This window comes from Bacillus sp. NPDC077411 (assembly GCF_044543425.1).
GTDB classification, from domain to species: Bacteria; Bacillota; Bacilli; order Bacillales; family Bacillaceae_G; genus Bacillus_A; species Bacillus_A bruguierae.
Window position 1 is genome coordinate 1 of the sequence record NZ_JBITWA010000012.1, and the last position, 21,319, is coordinate 21,319.

Below are 21,319 nucleotides of genomic sequence, written 5' to 3' on the forward strand. Positions count from 1 at the left end.
TAAGATCCCTGAAAGATGATCAGGTTGATAGGTTCGAGGTGGAAGCGTGGTGACACGTGGAGCTGACGAATACTAATAGATCGAGGACTTAACCATATAATATGAAGCAAATGTTATCTAGTTTTGAAGGAATATACCTTCATAAGTCTGGTAATGATGGCAGAGAGGTCACACCCGTTCCCATACCGAACACGGAAGTTAAGCTCTCTAGCGCCGATGGTAGTTGGGACTTTGTCCCTGTGAGAGTAGGACGTTGCCAGGCTTACAATATTCCGCAGTAGCTCAGTGGTAGAGCTATCGGCTGTTAACCGATCGGTCGTAGGTTCGAGTCCTACCTGCGGAGCCAATTGGAGAGCTGTCCGAGATGGCCGAAGGAGCACGATTGGAAATCGTGTATACGTCATAAGCGTATCAAGGGTTCGAATCCCTTGCTCTCCGCCATAAAAAATTTGGCCCGTTGGTCAAGTGGTTAAGACACCGCCCTTTCACGGCGGTAACACGGGTTCGAATCCCGTACGGGTCACCACTTTGGAGGATTAGCTCAGCTGGGAGAGCACCTGCCTTACAAGCAGGGGGTCGGCGGTTCGATCCCGTCATCCTCCACCATATAAAATAATGAATAGTATCATCGCGGGGTGGAGCAGTCTGGTAGCTCGTCGGGCTCATAACCCGAAGGTCGCAGGTTCAAATCCTGTCCCCGCAACCAATGGTCCCGTGGTGTAGTGGTTAACATGCCTGCCTGTCACGCAGGAGATCGCCGGTTCGACCCCGGTCGGGACCGCCATTTGTATAAAGGCTCGGTAGCTCAGTCGGTAGAGCAGAGGACTGAAAATCCTCGTGTCGGCGGTTCGATTCCGTCCCGAGCCACCATTTTAAAATAAATAAGCCGGCTTAGCTCAATTGGTAGAGCAACTGACTTGTAATCAGTAGGTTGGGGGTTCAAGTCCTCTAGCCGGCACCATGTAAGTTTCGGAGGGGTAGCGAAGTGGCTAAACGCGGCGGACTGTAAATCCGCTCCTTCGGGTTCGGCAGTTCGAATCTGCCCCCCTCCACCATTTATATTTTATATAGGGGCATAGTTTAACGGTAGAACAGAGGTCTCCAAAACCTCCGGTGTGGGTTCGATTCCTACTGCCCCTGCCAACACAATATGGCGGCTGTGGCGAAGTGGTTAACGCATCGGATTGTGGCTCCGACACTCGTGGGTTCGATTCCCATCAGTCGCCCCATTTTTAAATATAACTTTACAAAACAAATTGATTGTGATAATATACTAAATGTCCGGTTCGGATATTTTAAGGAATAAAATAATTAATGCATCATATAATGTATTAATAACTCGGTGGGCTATAGCCAAGCGGTAAGGCAACGGACTTTGACTCCGTCATGCGCTGGTTCGAATCCAGCTAGCCCAGCCATTTTTGCGGAAGTAGTTCAGTGGTAGAATACAACCTTGCCAAGGTTGGGGTCGCGGGTTCGAATCCCGTCTTCCGCTCCAAATTTAATATGGCGGCATAGCCAAGTGGTAAGGCAGAGGTCTGCAAAACCTTTACCACCGGTTCAAATCCGGTTGCCGCCTCCATATTATGCCGATGTGGCGGAATTGGCAGACGCGCACGACTCAAAATCGTGTTCCGTAAGGAGTGTCGGTTCGACCCCGACCATCGGTACTGTAAATAGCTTTAAATCAAGGCTTCTCATATGTGAGGGCTTTTTTATTTTGTCTTTTTTTACACGACAGAAATAAGTAAAAATCGTGTGCATCGAATCAGACGCATAGGAGGTTTTTATAATGAGACGTCGTGGAGAACTGACAGATACTGAATTGAATTTAATCACACAAAAAATAAATGATGAAGAAGCATTATCTTTCTTTATTAAAGATTGCCACTTAAGAAATCTAAGACCAGCAACTATACAGTATTACCGAAGCGAGCTTTCGGTCGCAAAGAATACTTTAAATAAAGAGCTGGTGGATCTCCAACAGAAAGACATTGAGAATCTAATCCTCCAAAGTAAACAACAAATATCCATTACAACTATTAATACTCGTTTGCGTGCTTTACGAGCATTTTTTAACTTCCTCCATAAACAAAAATATATATCTAAAAATCCAATGAAGAATATAAAGCTGTTAAGAGACAGACAAAAAATAATTGAAACTCTTGATAAACATGAAATCGAAGCACTGATAAAGACGATAAGGAAACAAAAAACATTCATTGCTTTTAGAGATGAAGTTATTCTACTTATTTTTCTAGATACTGGCGTTCGATTGTCAGAGTTAGCAGGGATAGAAGTGCAGGACATACAAGGAAATAAGCTGATTATTCGTCAGACTAAAAATTTATTTGAACGAACGGTTTACTTGTCAGAAAGAACTCAAGAAAAGTTAGGAATATATCTAAAACTTAGAGGAAACCTTGAGACGAAAAAATTATTTGTTAACCATGATAATGGGGAATTTAAAGCAAGAGGAATTCAGGCAAGGTTTTGGAAGCATGGTCAAGATGCAAAAATAGATAAAAGAGTTAGTCCTCATACATTTAGACATACGATGGCCAAACGAATGATTCTTGCTGGAGTAGATGCTTTCACTCTTATGACGATACTTGGTCACTCTGATATGACGATAACAAAGAAATACGTAAATCTTTGGGGGCCTGATATTGAACAGAAGCATAAAGAATATGGAGCATTAAAAGGTTTGAATCTTTAGTTTTACGAATATTCAGATAAATTATATAATTAAATAAGAGATGGTATATGAGTTTGGCGGCTCTACCATCTCCTAATAAAAGAAACAGAAGATTGACCTCTGTTATAAAATTTTAGCATGTCTTCTTTTGTTGTGTCAAAAGGAGAAGGACAATGAAATTAATATCGATTTTATCAGGAAAAGGTTTTGTGATGTACAACAAAGAGCTTGCTCATTCAGTTTCAGTTAATGGAGCAATTATTTTTGGTCAGCTATGTTCAAGTTATGAAAGCTTTGGAAGTAAGGGCATGTTAACGGTTAGAGACAATAAAGAATACTTCTTTTTAACAAGTGAAACATTAGAGGAAGAAACAGCACTTACATATAAGCAGCAACTCAAGGCGGCTAAAGAATTAGAGGGAGCGGGTTACATTGAAACGAAAGTCATGGGAGTTCCATCAAAGAAATATTTTCATATCACAGATAAAATTGTAGATGAACTATTGGGAAATCCTAGCTCTTCCAAAAGGGAAGACCTGAATGTATCGACAAATCAAGAACAGGAAGTACAAAACGTATTTCCTAGGTATGACAAAAGGGAAAACCTAGAGTTACCCAAAGGGAATACTAAGCCTGTACAAAAGGGTTCAACTATTAAAAAGAAAAAGAAAAATAAAAAAGAACAATATAAAGATAATAAAGAATACATTGTTAACAATAACGCTGATGCTCAAGTTAACAATTCCACTTTAAATATGAATAAAATGTCTCTTTTTCAACAAAAGACTTTGGACGCGGCCTGTAAATACCAATCGGAGTTCAGTATTGGAAGATGGGACAAGAAAACATACTTAGATATTGTAAATAAATTTATGTACGAAGCTATCGAGAGAGGCATTCATTTAGAAGTTAAATGCGTTGATTCATACGTTTATGGATTCTTGAAGAAAACTGCCCATCATCATGATATGAAGTATGGGAAAAAGAAATTTGAAGGAAAGAGCGAGCGAATACCTTTGTATAACTGGCTTGAAGACAATAATGAAGAGTTACCTTTTTAGTCACTAACTAGAATAGCTCTCAGTAGCTCCAGAAAGCCCACGATTGCATTTTAATTTGAGGGATATATATAATTGTATTTTGTTTACAAATTATACAGATGAAAATTAGGAGGGAGAATAAAAATGGTAGATGAAAAAGTGATTTTAGAGAAAATTATAAGAATTAATCGAAATACGGTTTCAGGCATACATGAACGCTTTAACAAGATTGATTCTGAAATTGGAAGAAGTGTAGCTGTAATTGAAATAAATACTGATTCACTTGTGAAAACATTAGATACGTTAGGGAAAGAGCTTAGAGAACAATATTATTCTCTAGGAAGGAGAATTGATCTTTTAGAAATGCAGGTGATTAAATATCAAAATGAGAAGGAGTTAAACGGTAAACAAGTAACATCTAAAGAAATATTAAGTATGATCGAAAACTTAGAGAATGAAGAACGTTGGAAATTACTCAATGAGATGTACGACTTGTATTACAATAAAGATGAATCAACAAAAGGAATTCCTTTAGACTTAGATTATTGATTAGGCTATCTAACCTAATTTTATTTTTTGAAAAAAATTTTATGATTTGCTTTACACTTTTTTCAGAGAGGATATAAGTACCTCCGTAAGATGAAAACAAACTTTGGAGGTAATTAGTTATGGGATGGGAAAAATTCGAATTAGAAAAAGAAGTCAAATTACTTATCGATAAACTTGAGCCTTTTTACCAGTTAAGGGCGGGAATGGTCGATATTAGTACTGATTTAGGGAAATATAGAAGTGATGAAGAAGAAGCAATAAAAAGTGTTCTTAATCTTATTGCAGAACTTGAACCTTATTTCCAGTCAAGCACTATCGGTCTAGTTGTAAGTTTGTTAAAGAGCAGAATTCATGAAGAAAAAGATTTCGATAAGTTATTCCGAGAGGTTTATGGATGTACAGACTACGAAATCGTACAATCAACTGAACGTTTCTTAAATAAATATCGTATGGATAAAATTTTAAAGAACCAATATGGGGAGTCTTACTGGGACCAAGCTTAATGCTCGGTCTTTTTTCTAGGAGATAAGCAGGTTTTGCTTTATATAAACTTTTGATAAAGAGTACTAAGGAATTACAAGACGCTTTATAATAAACGAATAGGAGTTGTTGAAAATGGAAAAACAAATTCTTGAAATGTTAGTCGAAATGCAAAAGGAACAAAAAGAGTTCCAAGAAGAAACGAGAGTGAGTTTCTCTGATGTAAACAATCGATTGGACAGAATCGAAAAAAGACTTGATGGAGCTGGTCATCAGTCTGAGCAAGTAAGAGTAGAAGACATTAAAAAAAGATTAACAACAGTAGAGAGCGATATCTATCGAATGACAAGATAATAAAAACGAAATGAAAGCACTGGTTGAAAAACTGGTGCTTATTTTTTGTAAAAACGAAAACCGTCGCTCTAGCAAGGCGATAGCCGAAGCTAGACGTGACAGGAACGGAGTTATGTGAGCGTTCAAGGCGAAGCCTTGCGAACATAATGAAGTCTCCTGTTACGTAACTAAAAAGTGTTACAAAACTGTACATGAGTATATATACTGATGTACAAATTTGTAACAAATCTACATAATGTTTTCCGAAAAAGTTTTTCCTGATTGATTTACGTTTTTCACAATGCAGATACAAATGTATTGTGAGGAAATAAATTAATTGGAGGATAAACTATGAAAACACATCATGAAATGTATTTACAATCAATAAAACTCCAGCAAGGATTCAAAGCTAGATATGTCTCTGAATTAGTCTCTTACTTAAAAATAATCGATGGAATCATTAATTTGATTGAGTCTCCATGTGGCACTGGAAAAACAACATTCTTTATTAATGAAGTAGTTAAGAAAGCAAAAAACAAAGAACGAATTTTATATTTAGTGGATACATCAGTTTTAGAGGAATCATTACTTAGCAAGTATGAAGAATACTTAAAGCCTTATGACTCTTCGATTAAAGGAACTATGATTTACAATGAAGAACAACTTCCTAGTCATGGATTTGGAGTTCAAATTGCAGAACATAAATCTAAAGATAATCGAGCAATTTGTATGACATATGCTAAGTTTGCTCATGAACTTCAAAGAAGCAATGATGAAAACTTTTTAAACCAAATCAGATTTCTTTGTTGTGATGAGGTTCATAATCTGGCGAAATACATTGGGTTCAATCTTCAGCTAGGAGCAAAAAAGGAAGAAACAATCTTATATAAAGCTTTGGAAAAGATTGTTGAAGCTACTGATAAAGGAATATTTAAAACCTTGTTTATGACAGCAACACCTAAAAGAATAACTAAGCTTTTAAAGGGCAACTTCAATTACACTTGCAATAAGATCGTTTCTGAAAATGAATTACGAGGATATTTGTTCAACAGTCAAAGTGTTTACACGAATATTGATAACATTTTAAAAGAGCTTAGAAAATCCGATTTGCATGAAGACAACAAAATTCTGATGTACGTTGAAACAATAAAAAAATCATTGGAAGTCAGCTCGAAGTTAGAACAAAACGGCTTTAATGTTGCTTGCTTATGGAGCATCAACAATGAAAAGAAGATGGATAACTTTTCAAGGAAAGTTCGTGAACATATTATTGAACACGAGGAAATACCAGAATATGTTGATGTGGTCATAATCAATGCAGCGTATGAAACTGGATATAACATCTTCGATAAAGAAAACCTAGCTAAAACAGTAATTGTTCATAGCAGAAGTTCAGAAGTCATTACGCAAGTTCGAGGGAGAATAAGACATGACATTGAAAGTCTAGTTACTTTGAATCAAAGTGGAACGATTGAAACCGTCAAGCGTGATGAAACTGTTGCTGAATTATGTCCAACAAAGATTGAAAAATTCCTCGATGTTCCTTTGACGAAAGAAAAGAAAGAAGAACTGGTTCAGGAATTGAATATGATTAACGGGCATGGAAGACAAATGAAATGGACAACAATCAAGAAAATGCTAATTGAAAATGGGTTTAAGATAACTTCTGATACAACTAGAATCGGGGGAAAACAAGTAAGATTTGATGTTATCGAGAAAGGCTAAGTCTTCGAAAGATGGCTTATTTTTTTTGAGAAAGTTTACAAATCTCATTTACGTTTTTGATAAGGCAGATACAAATATATTACAACTAATAATTATACGGAGGAAATTAAAATGGGGAAATATTGGTATGACAATGATGAATTAACAAAACGAATCAATCGAGATGTTTCTCTTGAATCTCTTACAGAAGCTCAAGACGAAGACGGAAAAGAAATGGGAATGGAAGTACTTCACTTTCTTATAAGAAATCAAAAGAATCATAAAAAGAGAAAAATACAAGTAATAAGACAAAAAGACTTAGATCGTCAAGATTTACTTGGACAAGTTCTACGTGACTATCAAGATGGAATCAATCATCTTAAAAAAGATTTCCGAAAAGATGATGGTAAAAAGTTTGTTCGTTCTAGGGCAATTGGTCAAATGAAACAAGATATGATTTATTCAAAAGATGCTTTAGATGGAATCTTTGGTTACAGAACTGCTGTAAAAGAATCTACTGTACCAAATTTAAGTGTAATAGATTTGAAGAATCCTGCTCACGTAAAAGTTCTTCTTCCAATGAACATGGAATTCGACCCCAATAACGATTTAAGCTTTATCTTTTTAGATTTGGAAGAATTGATTCAAAATTTAAATGATGATGAAAAGCTTGTAGTTGATATGCTTCGAGACGAGCGCAATGTCAGTGAAATTGCTCAAGTTCTTGATATAACTTATAAAGCATGCCAATATAAAATTAGAAAAATCTGTGAAAAAATTGCTGGTTTTTAGGGGCGCAGCTATCCTTGAAACGACATATATAATATAAGAGTGTTGCTTATAAAAGCAAAAGAGATATAAAGAATACTCCGATTTGCTTTATATCTCATTCCATCTTTCTCCATGGAAGTTGGCTTCAATTTCAGTAGTTGAGTTTGAAAGTTTTGCAAAGCTTTTAAGGTTCATTGGGGAGTTGGTTAATCCTATTTCCACCTTCTCCTTCTTCTTTTTACAATTGTCATCTAGGGCTACTTCAAGTAGCTACTAATAATATAAAACGACAGAATGAGTTCTATCGTTTCCTATCGATTTTTTCTTGTTGAAGAGGCGTATCCTTCGTGGATGCGTCTTTTTCTTATTTTTGCCATTTTTCAGGTTTGCTTCGGCAAGCAAATTTTATATGGGAGTGAAAGAGACTATGAAAATGGAACTACGTTTTCAGGGCACTAAATTAAGTGCTAATGAAGATGGAAATCTCGTAGTGAGTGGCTACGTTAATAAAACGGGACAACTTAGTGAAGTTCTTGGATCAACAAAAAGATTCGTTGAAAAAATTGCAAAAGGAGTTTTCGCTCAGGCAATCAAGAATGCAAAAGAAATTGACTTTCTTGCTGAACATGATGCGAAAAAAATCCTTTCCTCAACGAGAAATAATTCACTTCGGCTGCATGAAGATGAAATTGGTCTTTATATGGAAGCAACAATCGTTCCTACAAGTTATGGAACAGATACTTATGAACTAATCAAATCTGGAATCTTTCAAAACATGTCATTTGGTTTTAAAACCCTTTCAGATTCTTGGAGGTCCCTTGGAAATGGTCTTCATGAACGAACTATTGAAGAGATGGAATTGTTTGAAGTCTCAGTTGTGAAAAATCCTGCTTATATGTCCAGCACAATTGCTGCTCGTGGTATCAACTTGATTGAAGAAGTTGAGATTCCGAGTTTAGCAGAAATTAAAAAAGAAGAGGAGAAATACAAAATGGAAAAAACAGAATTTAGATATGGTAGTTATAAAAATGAAGTAGAAGTTCGAAAAGAAACAGAAATCCGTGAGTTTAACGATAGCTTTCGTGATTTACAACTTACTTCTGGAAATGAAGCAGTTATTCCGACCGCGGTAGCTGACATGATCGTTGAAAAATTAGAAGAAACTTCTCCAGTATTTGCTCGTGCTCGTAAGATTCCATCTGCAAGCGGTTCAGTAAAGATTCCTAGAGAAACTGCTGTTGGTGTAGGTATGTTCGTGGGCGAAGCACAGAACTTATTAGAAGAATCAATGTCTCTTGGAGAAGTTTCTTTGAATCAAAAACGAGCTGGAGCCTACATTGCTCTTACAAATCAGCTAATTAATGATGCAGCAACGAACATGCATGAGTATGTTCCCAACTTACTTGCAAAACGTACATTCAAAGCAATTGAAAAATCAATCCTTCGTGGTACTGCTGTTGAAGAGTTTCGTGGAATCGTTCCTGATGTTACGGTTGAAAAGAAAACTCTATCTGTTGCTGCTACTGATGCTCAGTTACTAGATACATTGTTAGATATGGTTCTTAACGTACATCCTGAGCATCTTCAAAAATCTCAGTTCATTATGTCTAGACCATTCTACAATCGAGTTGCTAAGTTGAAGGATGCTTCGGGTCACTTTTATGTGCAGAACGGAATCGTCAATGGCAAACCAACTTATACTTTGTTCGGATTAGAAGTAGTTATCACTAATTCTTTAGATGCTGGCGATGTTGGACAAGTTCCATGTATTCTTGGAAGTTTAGAAGATGGATATGCAGTCATGGTGAAGAACGGTCCTAAAATGACTATGGTTCAAGATACTGACCATGCACTTCGTGGTTCAGTTGGTTTCTTGTTCGATGTTTATCTTGATGGTGCAGTTTACAATCCGGATGCGTTTACTAAATTAGAAATTATTGCGTAGTCTTATATGAAATATTTCATAAGTTAAGAAGTCAGAATCTTCGGATTTTGTCTTCTTTTTATTTTAAAAAACGAAACGAGGTAATATACAATGGCAAAAATGACGGGTATGAAATGTAAAGTATTCATTGAAGATGCTACAACTGGAAAGCTATTAGCTGGACAACGAAATGCTACACTAAGCCGAAGTGCTGAAACAATTGATGCTACGTCCAAAGACACCCTGGGATTCTGGAAAGAGTCTCTTGCTGGTTTTAAAGAATGGTCAATCGATTGCGACGGAGCATTCATCGAATCAGATACAGCTTACGGTCTTTTAGAAACAGCATTCATGAATTCTGAGAATGTTGTAGTTTATATCGAGTTACCATCAGGAACTAAGTACAAAGGTGAAACTACTATCACTGATTTCTCGTTGGAATTTCCATACGATGATCTCGTAACTTACTCCATCTCTCTACAAGGTTCAGGAGCATTGGAGACTATCACCGGAGCTTAATATTAGATAAGGCTAGGAGTAATACGCTCTTAGCCTTAATTTTTATCTGATATTTATAAGCTGCTGTTTTTTCACAGACAGTAATACAGATGCAGCTAATTTTAGGCTGATTGCAGTAGCACAGTTAAACGATAGAAAGGAGAAATACTAATGAGTGTTCATAACAAGCTATATCACTTAATACAAGTACGAGAGTATCTAAACTCAACACAGTATAGAGAAGCAGTTGCTTCTATCATTGCTAAAGACTTAGCAGAGAAGATTCAAGAGAGAGACCTTAAGGTTAAGAGAACAGTGGTATTAGATCGTACTAATCTACAGTTACGCTCGATGAAGCTACCTTCTGTAAGCTATGGGTTTATCCGTAAGTTCCTTTGATGATGATGATGTAGTTGAAGATGTTGATGAAGTAGATGATGATGATGCAACAGTCTGAGCAACAGTGATGTTGATGAAGTGATGTGGTAGTGTGAGTGTTTGTGAAATGATAAAGAGATTGTAATGCAAGTGTGATTCGAAAGTACAAACTAAAGTGAGCGAGCTGGTGGCACACCGCCTACCTTGTTTGAAAAAAAGCTAAAATATCATGTAATAACGTGGTGGTGTACACTCACAACAACTGAAATTTTTACCAAAAGGTGTTTTATGTAAAATTTTAACAAGGAGGTAAATATGAATCCTGAGATTAAGCAACTTTACGATAAGATTCTTGAACAAGTTGAACAGCTTGGTGAAGTTCGAGATACTGACAAGATAGTTATTGAACGACTAGCTTTCAATATCCATACTGTCAAAGAATGTGAAGCTCAACTTCTAAAAGAAGGATTTACGACTAATTCTTTACATGGAGTACGTGAGCATCCTTGCATAGCAGTTAAGAATAAATCAGAAGCGAAGATTCGTGAAGCTTACGTTCTGCTTGGATTAGATTTTAGTTCGCAGTTGAAGAAGAAAGCTTCTGAAGAAGGAAAAAATGAATGGAGCGACTTTTTATGATTTGGAGGAAAATGGTTAAGGAACTAAACTTACTTAATGAAGAAGAATTCATCAAACTATTGAAAAGATCTCCGTGCGAACCTCTTATCTATCTTATAAAAGTTCAAGACAAGGTTAAAGTCGAAGCACAAAATTATTACAAAATTCTTATGAAGAAGTATGAAGAAGAAGGAAATATGAGCATGTTCAAAGTAGTTCGTGAGTATGAATATCTTATGAGAGATGATAGAGAAAGACAGAAAGACTGGTAAGCCTAATCAAGACGAAGAATCTTGGTTAGGCTCTTATTTTTTTGCCTTTTTCTTGTACAAATTCCCCGACTTAAATACCCTGAAAATAAATTTCCGATTTTTGAAAGTTTTTATGTACGCGAACACAAGTTCTATTTAAAATAAAAAATGTGAGAGAGAAATAACCAAAAACAAATGATAACCACTGATTCCGCAGTATCCGCAGAAACTCCACGTTTCCTTGTATGGCCTCGTTTATCATTTGTTAAGTGTTTATATTAAACTCATAAAAAATATAATATAAGGAGATTTAAAATGCGAAAACATTATGATATTGCACAAGAAGAATTAAGTTTTTATGGAAATGAGGAGACAAGTCCACAAAACATTTTAGCAATCTTGATTGGAACTAAAGCAGATGCATCTATAACTGATACATTAGATGGAAAGTTTGTTTCACTCAAGGAAAAGGGGTATATTTAAACCAGTTGTTGCAGCAACTGACTCAAATAGAACTTTACTTGGAAAGTATAAATTATTTATGGCAAACAAATCAACTCAATAAAATCTAAATATTTCAAGAAAAGGACAAGGATATTGAAATATGTTAAAATATATTGCTAATGAAGCATTATTGGTTAATTTTCAACAGTATTTTATAAAGGAGTGGAAATATGAAAGACATCAATAAAAATAAGCACTCCTCATTATATTTTGGAGATTCACTTGATTATTATAACTTATGGCCAAAAGCTAATGTAATTGTTTCGGATGGACCATATGGGGTGGATGGATATAGAGGTGATGCTGGTAGTCCTAAAGATTTACCAGAACTATATGAACCGCATATTAAAAAATGGACAGAGCTATCACAACCAGGAGCCACTTTATGGTTTTGGAATACTGAAATAGGATGGGCTTTAGTTCATCCTATATTAGAAAAATATGGATGGGAATATAAAAGTGTTAATACATGGAATAAAGGATTAGGTTTTATTGCTGGGAATAGTAATAGTAAAACTTTATCAAAATTTCCGATTGTTACAGAAGTTTGTGCTCATTATACTTTAAAACCCAAGTTCTTTGTAGGAAAAGAAGAAGTTGAAGAAAAAGTTTGGCTAAGGGCTGAGTGGCAAAGGACTGGATTGCCATTATCTAAGACTAACGAGGCTTGTGGTGTTAAAAATGCTGCAACAAGAAAGTACTTCACTCAATGTCATTTATGGTACTCTCCTCCTGCTGAACAATTTGAGAAAGTTGTTGAGTATGCAAATAAGTTTGGCAAACCAGAAGGCCGACCTTATTTTTCACTTGATGGTGATAAACCCCTGACTCCTAAGCAGTGGAAGGATATTCACCCTAAATTTTATTGTCCAATAGGCGTTACAAACGTTTGGGATGAACCAATGGTATCTGGTAGCGAAAGAATTCGAAAAAAAGGAAGTAAGAAGGCTGCCCATTATAATCAAAAACCGCTATCGTTAATGGAACTTATCATTAAAAGCTCTTCCGATAGAGGGGATGTAGTATGGGAACCGTTTGGTGGATTGTGTAGTGCAATGTATGCAGCTATTGGCTTAGATAGGCAAGCTTATGGATGTGAAATTGATGAGGAATATTATAAACTGGCAAAAGAACGTTTACGTGAATTGGAAATGAACATAGAAACAAATACAGTTAGTGATTCAGAAGATGCTATAATTGATAATACCTTTTCTGTTAAAACTGATCAGTTACGTATTGTATTTAATTAAGAAAAAAGAAGGAGTGGCATACTCCTTCTTTTAATTTATTCTGTTATAGGGGCTGTTTCTCTCCATAAGTCAATATATTCAAGAATTACGTCATTACTCTTTGATATTTTTCTCCAATGGGAAATCGGCTTATTATGGAATAATTTAGCGTAAACTTGTTGCTTGAATTTTTCGATATCCTTATGTTCTATTCTATCTATTTTTGCAAAATTTGTATCTAGACGATATGAATATTTAGACCTCAATTCATTTACCTTCTGTACTATTTCAAGTGATGGAGAATAATTTGTTCTTAAACTTTCATCCCATCCTAGAACTTCTTTTATTGCTTCCTCTAGTTTAGCTTTCTGCTCCGGCTTATCAGCTTGAATTACATACCCCTCAACATTTGATTGTTGCAAATTAGCTGTCCTTTCCCCCGTTTCCTGGGGTTCAACAACTAAATAGTGAGGAGGATTATAATAATGATTATCTCTGCACTTTGCAACCTCGGAAGCTGGCCCTACCCAAACATCTATAATTTTAGGGCGGCCATGCAAAATGAATTCGGGAAGCCAAGCGATTAAGGCAACGTATGTGTTATCATCTCCACAATGTTGATAACTACCTTTAAAACGTGCGGTTATCTCAGTTGCAAATGGAAACCAAGCTTTTACTTCGATACCAGGTGTTTTTTCAAGGTAATCACTTTGGAAAATATTATCTGGAAAGCCTGGGTCTTGACGAATCCATTTCCCGAATGAAGAATATTTTCCATTTTTATTTAGATGATCAGCCATGCTCATTTCAATCATGTTACCCGTTATTGAAGATAATTTTGAAATGGTTTTTGACAAGAATTGAGCGTATTCTATGTCGGCGGGCTTATTAATACTTAAAACATCAAATGTGTGTCCTTCCAACTCTTTTAATGCTTCGGTTGCATCGTATATTACTTCTTTATATGTGGGTGCATTTTTGGAATCAAACATTTTTCCCCTCCTAAAAATTGTCTTCTCTAATATTATCAGAATTTAGCCTTATATAGGGGAAATTTAATATTTTTAAAGTTGAATATATCTTTCAGTAAGGGTTCAATGCAAAAAGAATAAAATAAAATATTAATTTTATCTAATATTTTTTATCCATATCTTTCTAAAAAACGCTAGTTATTGCCTAATATGTTATAATTATCTTATGCAAAATAAATAGTATAATAGAAGGGATAGGGAACCAAATGGCTAAAAAGAAGGTTTTTGTAAGTTTTGATTATGAAAATGATAAGAGCTACAAGTATTTACTTGAGGCCTGGGATGCAAATTCCGATTTTGAATTCACGTTTGATGATCGCTCATCAGGCGAAATTAATAGTTGGAGTATTCCAGTTGTAAAGGGAGCCTTAACAAAGAAAATCAATAGTGCTACCTATACTTTTGTGATTGTTGGCAAAGAAGCAAACAAACAGCACAAAGATCATAAAGAAATAGGATTTAAGAATTGGATTAATTTCGAAGTAAACCGAAGTAAAGCTAATAATAATAAGCTACTTGCAATTAAACTTGATAAGAGCTACGAATCTCCTGACGAACTATTAAATGCTGGTGCATCTTGGGCATATTCATTTACTAAAGATGCGATAATGACTGCTCTAAAGAATTTGTAAAATTGAGGTAATTCCATGGGTGAGGAAGAGACAAAATTTCAAATACTTCACGATCATTATAAAGATACGTTTGCTTTGCAGCGGGAATACCTGAAGCTTAGAGACCGATTATTCATTTACACTTTGTTAGTTTTTGCAGCTATGTTTATTCTTATCATTGTACCTGTTGATCCGTCAAAGGCTGTTTCAGATATTGTAAAGGAACAACTCAAAGTAAAATTGAGTATAAATAGCGATGCAATTCACACCATGTTATGGTTTGGGCTATTATGTTTGGTCGTAAGGTATTTTCAAACCAACATAGTAGTAGAGAGACAATATGATTATATCCATGAAGTTGAGGAAGAGTTGAATTCATCCTACGATCCTGAAGGGAATATGTTCACAAGAGAAGGAAAATCATACTTGAATAATTTTCAATCGTTTAGCACTTTAGCAGGCTATTTGTATATACTTGTTTTTCCGATGCTATTAATTATTGTAACAAGTTACAAATTATATACGGAAGTTATGGGAAAGGCTTCATTTGATGTAACCTTAATATTGGATGCCGTTTTTTGGGTGTTGATTTTTGTTTATACCATAGTTTATTCTATATCGTTGCATTTCAAAAAAATAAAGAAAATATGGTTGAAAGTTAAAAGTACATGGATAAGAGTTAGAAATAGATACTTATCAAGTTGATTTTTTATTCCTGTTGTAACGGGCAATAGGTTTATATTATTCACAAAGGTTCATTGTAACGTAGAGCCCTACAAAAATATCGTTTTTTCATTATTTGGTTTTAGTCTATCCTACGTATTCAATTCCACATTAGTTTTATTACTAATATCTTAACAAGTAAAAATAAAGAGGTCATATCTATTGTGAAGACATGCCCTCTTTATTTTTGTCTGTCTATTGATGCTAGAAGAATTATGGGTTAATTTTATGGCCCCTGTTAAAAAACGAATCCTCAGATTGTCTTGTATGGCTTTTTGTTCGGTTAGTTAATATATTTATATTTAAAACTAACAAAATGAAACATCGAGCTTTATAAGGCTTGTAGTGATTTCTTTGTTTTTTCGCACCTTTTTACAAATAATTTTAATCGGATATAAGGGTAAAGAGGTGAATGGAATGGAAAAACTACCAAATAAAAATCAACTTATTGAGCATTTATCGGAAAAAATGACTAATCAGGATATTGCAAGTATTTACGGAACTACTTTTCAAAAAATTATTCAATTAATAAAGAAGCATAATCTTAATCCCAGTGAGCTACGAAAAGTAAACAAATTTACTGTTTACGAGCATTGGTTTGATAGTAAAGTCGTTTATGTTGGAAGCGGAGTTTGGTATCGTTGTAGGAGATATACTAATAGAAGAAACTCGGAACATAGAAGCTTGATGAAGGAAGGGGAACTTACGTATAAGTTCGTGGCAGAGTTTGATTTGGAAGAAGACGCAAGAGAGTATGAAGCTAGTTTAATTCAGAAATATAAGAAGCAGGGGTTATGTAGGTTTAATAAAAAAACTCTTTAATTTCCTGACGAACAGAGGTATAATTAACAGGAATCTGATGCAACGATTTTTTCACGAATGTGATAAACCTTGATATATAGTTATTTATACAGATTGATGGTTTGAGTGGGACTCAAAATCGTGTTCCTTCTGGAGTGTCGGTTCGACCCCGACCATCGGTACTGTTTAGACGAGGTTACTCGTTTTTTTTTATGAACGTAAATAAATCGATTATATTAAGCGTTTTCTACTGTAGTAGAAGGCGCTTTTTTCTTTCTAGTCCTTAAAATTACAAATTTGTAAGGAAGTTGTAAGAGAAATCAATTGGATATTTTTAAAAAGAAAGGTATTCTTAAATTAAGAGTAATGAATGTTGAAAGGAATGGGGGTGTCTGTTGTGAAGGAACGAACAGCATATCGCACTTTGCATCATAATATTTCTTTAACTCCGATAGCAAAGATTTTTTATAAAGCCCTTATATTATTATTATTGCTAAGTTGTATGCTAGTGTTTGCTGGAAATAAAATGATTGAAAGTAAGGATATAAGTAAATTGACAGTACCTGCTCAATTTGAGTTACCAGAGCAATTAGGGAATGCATTTATCGCAACTGAGGATAAGAGGTTCTATCATCATAATGGATTAGATTATATTGCAATTGTTAGAGCTACAGTAGAAAATATAAAGGCTGGTGGTGTTGTACAAGGTGGCAGTACAATTACTCAGCAACTTGCAAAAAATGTTTTTTTAACAAGTGACCGAACATTTTCTCGTAAATGGAATGAAGTTTTCTATGCAAAAAAAATAGAGCGAACATTTACGAAAAATGAGATTTTAAAACTTTATGTAAGCAATATTTATTATGGAGAAGGAGCATGGGGCATTGAGAAAGCTGCGAAACTTTATTTTGATAAGCAGGTAGATCAATTAACATTAAGTGAAAGTGCTATGTTAGCGGCTGTTGTGAAAGCACCAGCTTATTATTCTCCAATACAAAATTATGATAAGGCTGTAGAAAGACGTAATATTGTGTTGAAGCTCATGGAGCGAGAAGGATATATTACTCATGCTGAATATGTACAAGCTGCAAGTGAAAAACTTGTTATTCGTCATGATATTCCTAATAATCAACCAGCAGAGCGTGTGAAAGCTGTGAGTTAAGAGTAAGTTCAAAAAGAACTTACTCTTTTTATGTGAATGAATAGAAACGAATTGAGACACAATATTGTCACATTTGTTTGATTTTGCTTATTTTATGAGCTACTTCAATGGACTGTTTATATGAGAATTGATATCATAAATATTGTATGTATAGTGGCATACAAAGAATAAAACATTAAAGAGGAATGTATATGAAGTCAAAAAATATTATGATTCTCGGTGTTATTTTTTCTGTTGCAGTGCTTATTGTAATTGGGACAATTGTATATAGTATTGTGAACGATAAGAAGGAAAAAGGAAAAGATACGTTTTTATATGGCTCGCAGCAATCTTTAGGAGAGAAAGATGCTACGATTCATATTGTTGAATTTGGAGATTTTAAATGCCCAGCTTGTCGTACATGGGATGTAACTGTATTGCCACGCTTAAAGGAAGAGTATATTAATAAAGGGAAAGTTCAGCTTCATTTCATTAATTTTCCTTTTATCGGGAAAGACTCTGATTTAGGTGCAGCAGCTGGAGAAGCGATTTATAAGCAAGATCCAAAAGCTTTTTGGACATTTTATGATGAAATATATCAAAATCAAAAGAATGAAAAAGAAGAGTGGATTACAGAGGATTTAATATTAGATATAGTAAAACAAAAGCTACCTACGATTGATGTAGAGAAGTTTAAAAAAGATGTAAAGAGTAAGGAAATAAAAGATAAAGTACAGAAAGATTTTGACCTTGCTCAAAAATTAAAAGTACAAGGTGCACCATCTATATATATAAATGGTAAACTTGTTAATCCAGATTATGATAGTATTAAGGCGGCAATTGATAAAGTTACGAAAAAGTGATGAGATATTCATCACTTTTTCGACTTTTTTCGATAAAATTATTGCACCGCCTTATATTACATGCTATACTTCTTAACATAAGTTAACCGAAAATTAATATTTTCTTAATATTTGCGGGTGTAGTTTAGTGGTAAAACAAGAGCCTTCCAAGCTCTGGTCGAGAGTTCGATTCTCTTCACCCGCTCCAGAAATTATTTCGTATTTTTATAATCATTGTGATCAACGCAGTGTTTCGTTTCTTAGATAAACGAGGCATTGCGTTTTTTTATGTTTTGAGTGCATGGATATATGTAAAAATAGTAATGTGTAATTCGTTATGATATATTGCAAATGCTTTTGACTAATGAGTAATGGAAGCAAAATGACTGCTTGTGAAATAAAATAAATATGCATGTTATAAGGAGAGTAAATGTGAATCTTGAACAATTAAAACAAGATGTTATTGCGTATAGTAAAACAATTGGTATTGATAAGATAGGGTTTGCGAGTGCCACGCCATTTGAGGAATTAAAGCAACGTCTTATTCAGCAGCAACAATTAGGATATCAATCCGGTTTTGAAGAATCGGATATAGAAAAGAGAACGAATCCGGAATTGTTATTGCCAGGTGCAAAATCAATTATTGCTATTGCATTGGCGTATCCTTCGAAGTTAAAAAATGCACCACAAAGCAAACGAGGAGAGAGACGAGGGATTTTTTGCCGTGCTTCTTGGGGACAAGATTATCATCTTGTTTTGCGTGATCGTTTAGAGAAGCTGGAGGCATATTTAATTGAACGTTTACCCAATATAGAAGTCAAATCTATGGTAGATACGGGAGAATTAAGCGACCGTGCTGTTTCAGAGCGAGCAGGCATTGGATGGAGCGGAAAGAACTGTTCCATTATTACGCCGGAATTTGGTTCGTATGTTTATTTGGGCGAGATGATTACAAATATTCCTTTTCCACCAGATACTCCAATTGAAGATCAGTGCGGGAGCTGTACGAAGTGTATTGATGTTTGTCCGACAGGGGCGCTTGTCCAAGGCGGACAATTAAATTCTCAAAAATGTATTGCGTTTTTAACGCAAACGAAAGGATTTCTTCCGGAAGAATATCGAGACAAGATTGGAAATCGCATTTACGGATGCGATACGTGCCAAACTGTTTGTCCGAAAAACAAAGGGATAGATTTTCATAATCATCCAGAAATGGAACCTGACCCTGAACTTGTAAAGCCGCTATTAAAACCCCTTCTGACCATTAGTAATCGCGATTTTAAAGAAAAGTATGGGATCATGTCTGGATCGTGGCGAGGGAAAAAGCCGTTACAACGAAATGCAATCTTGGCACTGGCTCATTTTAAAGACGAAACGGCCATTCCTGATTTAATTGCTGTAATGAAAGAAGATCCTCGTCCTGTTATTCGCGGCACAGCGGCATGGGCATTAGGAAAAATTGGCGGAGAAGGGGTGCAAGAGGCGATTGAAAAAACGAAAGAGCGGGAAAAAGATGAAGAAGTGCTTCATGAGATGAATCGTGGCCTTGAACTATTAGCTAAGAAAAAATAGCAGATTATCCTTCAGTCCCTCATATTGTAATAAGGGGAGGGGAGACTCTATGTCTGTAAAACAGCATCTTCAACAGTGTCTGCAAAGGAAATTGGATTATATAACAAATAAACGTATGAATGAAGCAGAAATTTCAGATGATATTGTTGACATGTTACACCGTAAAAAGAAGCTCTTTAAAAGACGTAATGCTCAGATTGTAAAAAGCAATGCTAACGTATCTTTTCTTAGACAGTTAAAAGGTGTGAACTATGATGAAGTAGATTATCAAATTCATTTTCAGTATTTTATTCGTCATCATCATTTATTTTATGTAGAGGAAGAACAAATGGAGAGGCGTTTACGATTAGAAGATGGATGTATCAAGCAAGATATAGCAATTGGAACGCCGATAGATGAACAGAAAGTTGGAACGTTAGAACGTGAAGTAACAAAGGGAAAAGGACAATATATTCCATACAGTTATAATCGCTTAGAGGCAGTGAAATATGCAGAGCGGTGGTGGGATGATCGGAATCCAGCTTATCAGAACTTCCAAGATAATTGTACAAATTTTATTTCGCAATGTCTGCATGCTGGTAAAACACCAATGACTGGATATCCGAATATTCGCAGTGGATGGTGGCAGCAAAATCGCCAATGGAGCTGGAGCTGGGCGGTAGCTCATTCTTTTCATTGGTACTTATCAAGTGATTCTCTAGGACTTCGAGCAAAGCGAGTTGAGAAGCCACAGGATCTAATGCTTGGAGATATCATTGTATACGATTTTGAAAATGATGGAAGATGGAATCATACGACAATTGTCGTGGCAAAAGATGCTAATGGTATGCCTCTTGTAAATGCACATTCTGCCAATAGTCGCAGACGTTATTGGGATTATGAAGATTCAAGTAAGTATACACCGCAAATGAAATATAAGTTTTTTCATATTCTTGATAATGACTAGAGATTTTTTATCCAAGTGGTATAATACGTAGTAGAAAAAGATTGAGGTGAACATTGTGGGAATACATGTTGTTTTATATCAACCAGAAATTCCAGCGAATACAGGTAATATTGCGCGTAGTTGTGCAGCAACAGGTGCAGAATTACACTTAATTAGACCGCTTGGATTTTCTACTGACGATAAAGCGTTAAAGCGTGCTGGATTAGATTATTGGGAACACGTAAAAATTACGTATTATGACTCTATTGAGGAATTTTATGAGAAAAATGAAAATGGTGAGTTTTTCTACTTAACAAAGTATGGAGAGAAAGCACACACAACATTTGATTATAGTAACGTAGAAAAAGATTATTATTTTGTATTTGGAAGAGAAACAAATGGTCTTCCAGCAAATGTTATTGAACATAATTTTGATCGTTGCTTACGCATTCCAATGACTGATAAAGTTCGTTCTTTAAACTTATCTAATACTGCCGCTATTTTAATTTATGAGGCATTACGTCAACAAAATTATCCAGGATTAGATGTAGAAATTGTTTATTAAAAGCTGTCATATGGAGAGACTTTATTTTATAACAGGTAAAAAGTGATGAGCAAGCTCATCACTTTTTATTTTGTTCTTGGTTTATCATTGTATCCTGATGTAAAAATAGCAGTAAGAAATGTGAGCATAAC

At 35.2% G+C, this 21,319-nt stretch carries 23 protein-coding genes, 16 tRNA genes and 2 rRNA genes; 40 read left to right on the top strand and 1 reads right to left on the bottom strand.

All coding sequences use genetic code 11. The features are described from left to right. From ACIGHG_RS15555 to ACIGHG_RS15705, 31 genes are all read left to right on the top strand, one after another. Window positions 1-96: ribosomal RNA gene (locus tag ACIGHG_RS15555) — 23S ribosomal RNA — on the top strand; the annotation flags it as partial. A gap of 50 nt (window positions 97-146) precedes the next feature. Further along, window positions 147-262: ribosomal RNA gene (gene rrf, locus ACIGHG_RS15560) — 5S ribosomal RNA — on the top strand. A gap of 9 nt (window positions 263-271) precedes the next feature. Continuing rightward, window positions 272-346 (top strand) — tRNA-Asn (locus ACIGHG_RS15565). 3 nt (window positions 347-349) lie between these two features. After that, a tRNA-Ser gene (locus ACIGHG_RS15570) sits at window positions 350-441 on the top strand. 10 nt (window positions 442-451) lie between these two features. Then, a tRNA-Glu gene (locus tag ACIGHG_RS15575) sits at window positions 452-526 on the top strand. Window positions 527-530: 4 nt separating this feature from the next. After that, a tRNA-Val gene (locus ACIGHG_RS15580) sits at window positions 531-606 on the top strand. Window positions 607-629: 23 nt separating this feature from the next. Next, a tRNA-Met gene (locus tag ACIGHG_RS15585) sits at window positions 630-706 on the top strand. 2 nt (window positions 707-708) lie between these two features. Then, window positions 709-784, top strand: a tRNA-Asp gene (locus tag ACIGHG_RS15590). A 10-nt stretch (window positions 785-794) separates the two neighbouring features. Then, window positions 795-870, top strand: a tRNA-Phe gene (locus ACIGHG_RS15595). Between the two features lie 15 nt (window positions 871-885). Continuing rightward, window positions 886-961: transfer RNA gene (locus tag ACIGHG_RS15600), tRNA-Thr, on the top strand. Between the two features lie 10 nt (window positions 962-971). Beyond that, window positions 972-1,055: transfer RNA gene (locus tag ACIGHG_RS15605), tRNA-Tyr, on the top strand. 14 nt (window positions 1,056-1,069) lie between these two features. After that, window positions 1,070-1,143 (top strand) — tRNA-Trp (locus ACIGHG_RS15610). A 10-nt stretch (window positions 1,144-1,153) separates the two neighbouring features. Next, a tRNA-His gene (locus tag ACIGHG_RS15615) sits at window positions 1,154-1,229 on the top strand. A 114-nt stretch (window positions 1,230-1,343) separates the two neighbouring features. After that, window positions 1,344-1,418: transfer RNA gene (locus ACIGHG_RS15620), tRNA-Gln, on the top strand. A 5-nt stretch (window positions 1,419-1,423) separates the two neighbouring features. Next, window positions 1,424-1,498: transfer RNA gene (locus tag ACIGHG_RS15625), tRNA-Gly, on the top strand. A gap of 10 nt (window positions 1,499-1,508) precedes the next feature. Beyond that, a tRNA-Cys gene (locus ACIGHG_RS15630) sits at window positions 1,509-1,582 on the top strand. Window positions 1,583-1,588: 6 nt separating this feature from the next. Further along, window positions 1,589-1,670 (top strand) — tRNA-Leu (locus tag ACIGHG_RS15635). A gap of 122 nt (window positions 1,671-1,792) precedes the next feature. Continuing rightward, window positions 1,793-2,719: a tyrosine-type recombinase/integrase gene (locus ACIGHG_RS15640; RefSeq protein WP_396549287.1), complete on the top strand. Its 927-nt coding sequence runs from the start codon at window positions 1,793-1,795 to the stop codon at window positions 2,717-2,719. Between the two features lie 152 nt (window positions 2,720-2,871). After that, window positions 2,872-3,759: a hypothetical protein gene (locus tag ACIGHG_RS15645; RefSeq protein ID WP_396549289.1), complete on the top strand. Its 888-nt coding sequence runs from the start codon at window positions 2,872-2,874 to the stop codon at window positions 3,757-3,759. A gap of 123 nt (window positions 3,760-3,882) precedes the next feature. Further along, window positions 3,883-4,287, top strand: coding sequence for a hypothetical protein (locus ACIGHG_RS15650; RefSeq protein ID WP_396549291.1), 405 nt, complete (start codon window positions 3,883-3,885; stop codon window positions 4,285-4,287). A 119-nt stretch (window positions 4,288-4,406) separates the two neighbouring features. Continuing rightward, entirely contained in the window at window positions 4,407-4,790 is a 384-nt protein-coding gene (locus tag ACIGHG_RS15655) for a hypothetical protein (RefSeq protein ID WP_396549293.1), read from the top strand. Window positions 4,791-4,902: 112 nt separating this feature from the next. Next, complete coding sequence (locus tag ACIGHG_RS15660) at window positions 4,903-5,121, top strand: hypothetical protein (protein ID WP_396549295.1); 219 nt, start codon at window positions 4,903-4,905, stop codon at window positions 5,119-5,121. 330 nt (window positions 5,122-5,451) lie between these two features. Next, window positions 5,452-6,825 (top strand): DEAD/DEAH box helicase family protein, encoded by a 1,374-nt coding sequence (locus ACIGHG_RS15665; protein ID WP_396549297.1) that lies wholly within the window; start codon window positions 5,452-5,454, stop codon window positions 6,823-6,825. Window positions 6,826-6,936: 111 nt separating this feature from the next. Then, window positions 6,937-7,596: a hypothetical protein gene (locus tag ACIGHG_RS15670; RefSeq protein WP_396549299.1), complete on the top strand. Its 660-nt coding sequence runs from the start codon at window positions 6,937-6,939 to the stop codon at window positions 7,594-7,596. Window positions 7,597-8,008: 412 nt separating this feature from the next. After that, complete coding sequence (locus tag ACIGHG_RS15675) at window positions 8,009-9,520, top strand: phage major capsid protein (protein ID WP_396549301.1); 1,512 nt, start codon at window positions 8,009-8,011, stop codon at window positions 9,518-9,520. Between the two features lie 90 nt (window positions 9,521-9,610). Then, window positions 9,611-10,018: a phage major tail protein, TP901-1 family gene (locus ACIGHG_RS15680; protein WP_396549303.1), complete on the top strand. Its 408-nt coding sequence runs from the start codon at window positions 9,611-9,613 to the stop codon at window positions 10,016-10,018. Between the two features lie 150 nt (window positions 10,019-10,168). Further along, window positions 10,169-10,396: a hypothetical protein gene (locus tag ACIGHG_RS15685; RefSeq protein ID WP_396549304.1), complete on the top strand. Its 228-nt coding sequence runs from the start codon at window positions 10,169-10,171 to the stop codon at window positions 10,394-10,396. 294 nt (window positions 10,397-10,690) lie between these two features. Continuing rightward, complete coding sequence (locus ACIGHG_RS15690) at window positions 10,691-11,014, top strand: P27 family phage terminase small subunit (protein WP_396549306.1); 324 nt, start codon at window positions 10,691-10,693, stop codon at window positions 11,012-11,014. Between the two features lie 11 nt (window positions 11,015-11,025). Further along, the gene (locus ACIGHG_RS15695) at window positions 11,026-11,265 is read left to right on the top strand and encodes a hypothetical protein (protein ID WP_396549308.1); all 240 of its coding nucleotides are present in this window, start codon (window positions 11,026-11,028) and stop codon (window positions 11,263-11,265) included. A gap of 294 nt (window positions 11,266-11,559) precedes the next feature. Further along, on the top strand, window positions 11,560-11,727 hold the full coding sequence (locus ACIGHG_RS15700; RefSeq protein ID WP_396549309.1) for a hypothetical protein: 168 nt from the start codon (window positions 11,560-11,562) through the stop codon (window positions 11,725-11,727). A 191-nt stretch (window positions 11,728-11,918) separates the two neighbouring features. Continuing rightward, window positions 11,919-12,998 carry a DNA methyltransferase gene (locus ACIGHG_RS15705; protein WP_396549311.1) on the top strand — a complete coding sequence of 360 codons (1,080 nt, stop codon included), beginning with the start codon at window positions 11,919-11,921 and terminating at the stop codon, window positions 12,996-12,998. Between the two features lie 35 nt (window positions 12,999-13,033). On the opposite strand, the gene ACIGHG_RS15710 is transcribed toward ACIGHG_RS15705, so the two are convergent. After that, entirely contained in the window at window positions 13,034-13,969 is a 936-nt protein-coding gene (locus ACIGHG_RS15710; protein ID WP_396549312.1) for a hypothetical protein, read from the bottom strand. Between the two features lie 245 nt (window positions 13,970-14,214). Here ACIGHG_RS15710 and ACIGHG_RS15715 point away from each other — a divergent pair, with 245 nt between their 5' ends. From ACIGHG_RS15715 to trmL, 9 genes are all read left to right on the top strand, one after another. Then, entirely contained in the window at window positions 14,215-14,640 is a 426-nt protein-coding gene (locus tag ACIGHG_RS15715) for a TIR domain-containing protein (protein WP_396549314.1), read from the top strand. 15 nt (window positions 14,641-14,655) lie between these two features. Further along, window positions 14,656-15,324 (top strand): hypothetical protein, encoded by a 669-nt coding sequence (locus tag ACIGHG_RS15720; protein WP_396549316.1) that lies wholly within the window; start codon window positions 14,656-14,658, stop codon window positions 15,322-15,324. 435 nt (window positions 15,325-15,759) lie between these two features. Next, entirely contained in the window at window positions 15,760-16,164 is a 405-nt protein-coding gene (locus ACIGHG_RS15725; RefSeq protein ID WP_396549318.1) for a hypothetical protein, read from the top strand. Window positions 16,165-16,540: 376 nt separating this feature from the next. Further along, complete coding sequence (locus ACIGHG_RS15730; RefSeq protein ID WP_396549320.1) at window positions 16,541-17,305, top strand: transglycosylase domain-containing protein; 765 nt, start codon at window positions 16,541-16,543, stop codon at window positions 17,303-17,305. A gap of 191 nt (window positions 17,306-17,496) precedes the next feature. Further along, entirely contained in the window at window positions 17,497-18,147 is a 651-nt protein-coding gene (locus tag ACIGHG_RS15735; RefSeq protein WP_336473663.1) for a DsbA family protein, read from the top strand. Window positions 18,148-18,260: 113 nt separating this feature from the next. Further along, window positions 18,261-18,334: transfer RNA gene (locus ACIGHG_RS15740), tRNA-Gly, on the top strand. A gap of 224 nt (window positions 18,335-18,558) precedes the next feature. Continuing rightward, window positions 18,559-19,698, top strand: coding sequence for a tRNA epoxyqueuosine(34) reductase QueG (gene queG, locus ACIGHG_RS15745; protein WP_396549322.1), 1,140 nt, complete (start codon window positions 18,559-18,561; stop codon window positions 19,696-19,698). A 49-nt stretch (window positions 19,699-19,747) separates the two neighbouring features. Further along, window positions 19,748-20,644, top strand: a complete 897-nt coding sequence (locus ACIGHG_RS15750; RefSeq protein WP_396549323.1) for an amidase domain-containing protein — start codon at window positions 19,748-19,750, stop codon at window positions 20,642-20,644. Window positions 20,645-20,699: 55 nt separating this feature from the next. After that, entirely contained in the window at window positions 20,700-21,188 is a 489-nt protein-coding gene (gene trmL / locus ACIGHG_RS15755; protein ID WP_090918783.1) for a tRNA (uridine(34)/cytosine(34)/5-carboxymethylaminomethyluridine(34)-2'-O)-methyltransferase TrmL, read from the top strand. Window positions 21,189-21,319: the final 131 nt, after the last annotated feature.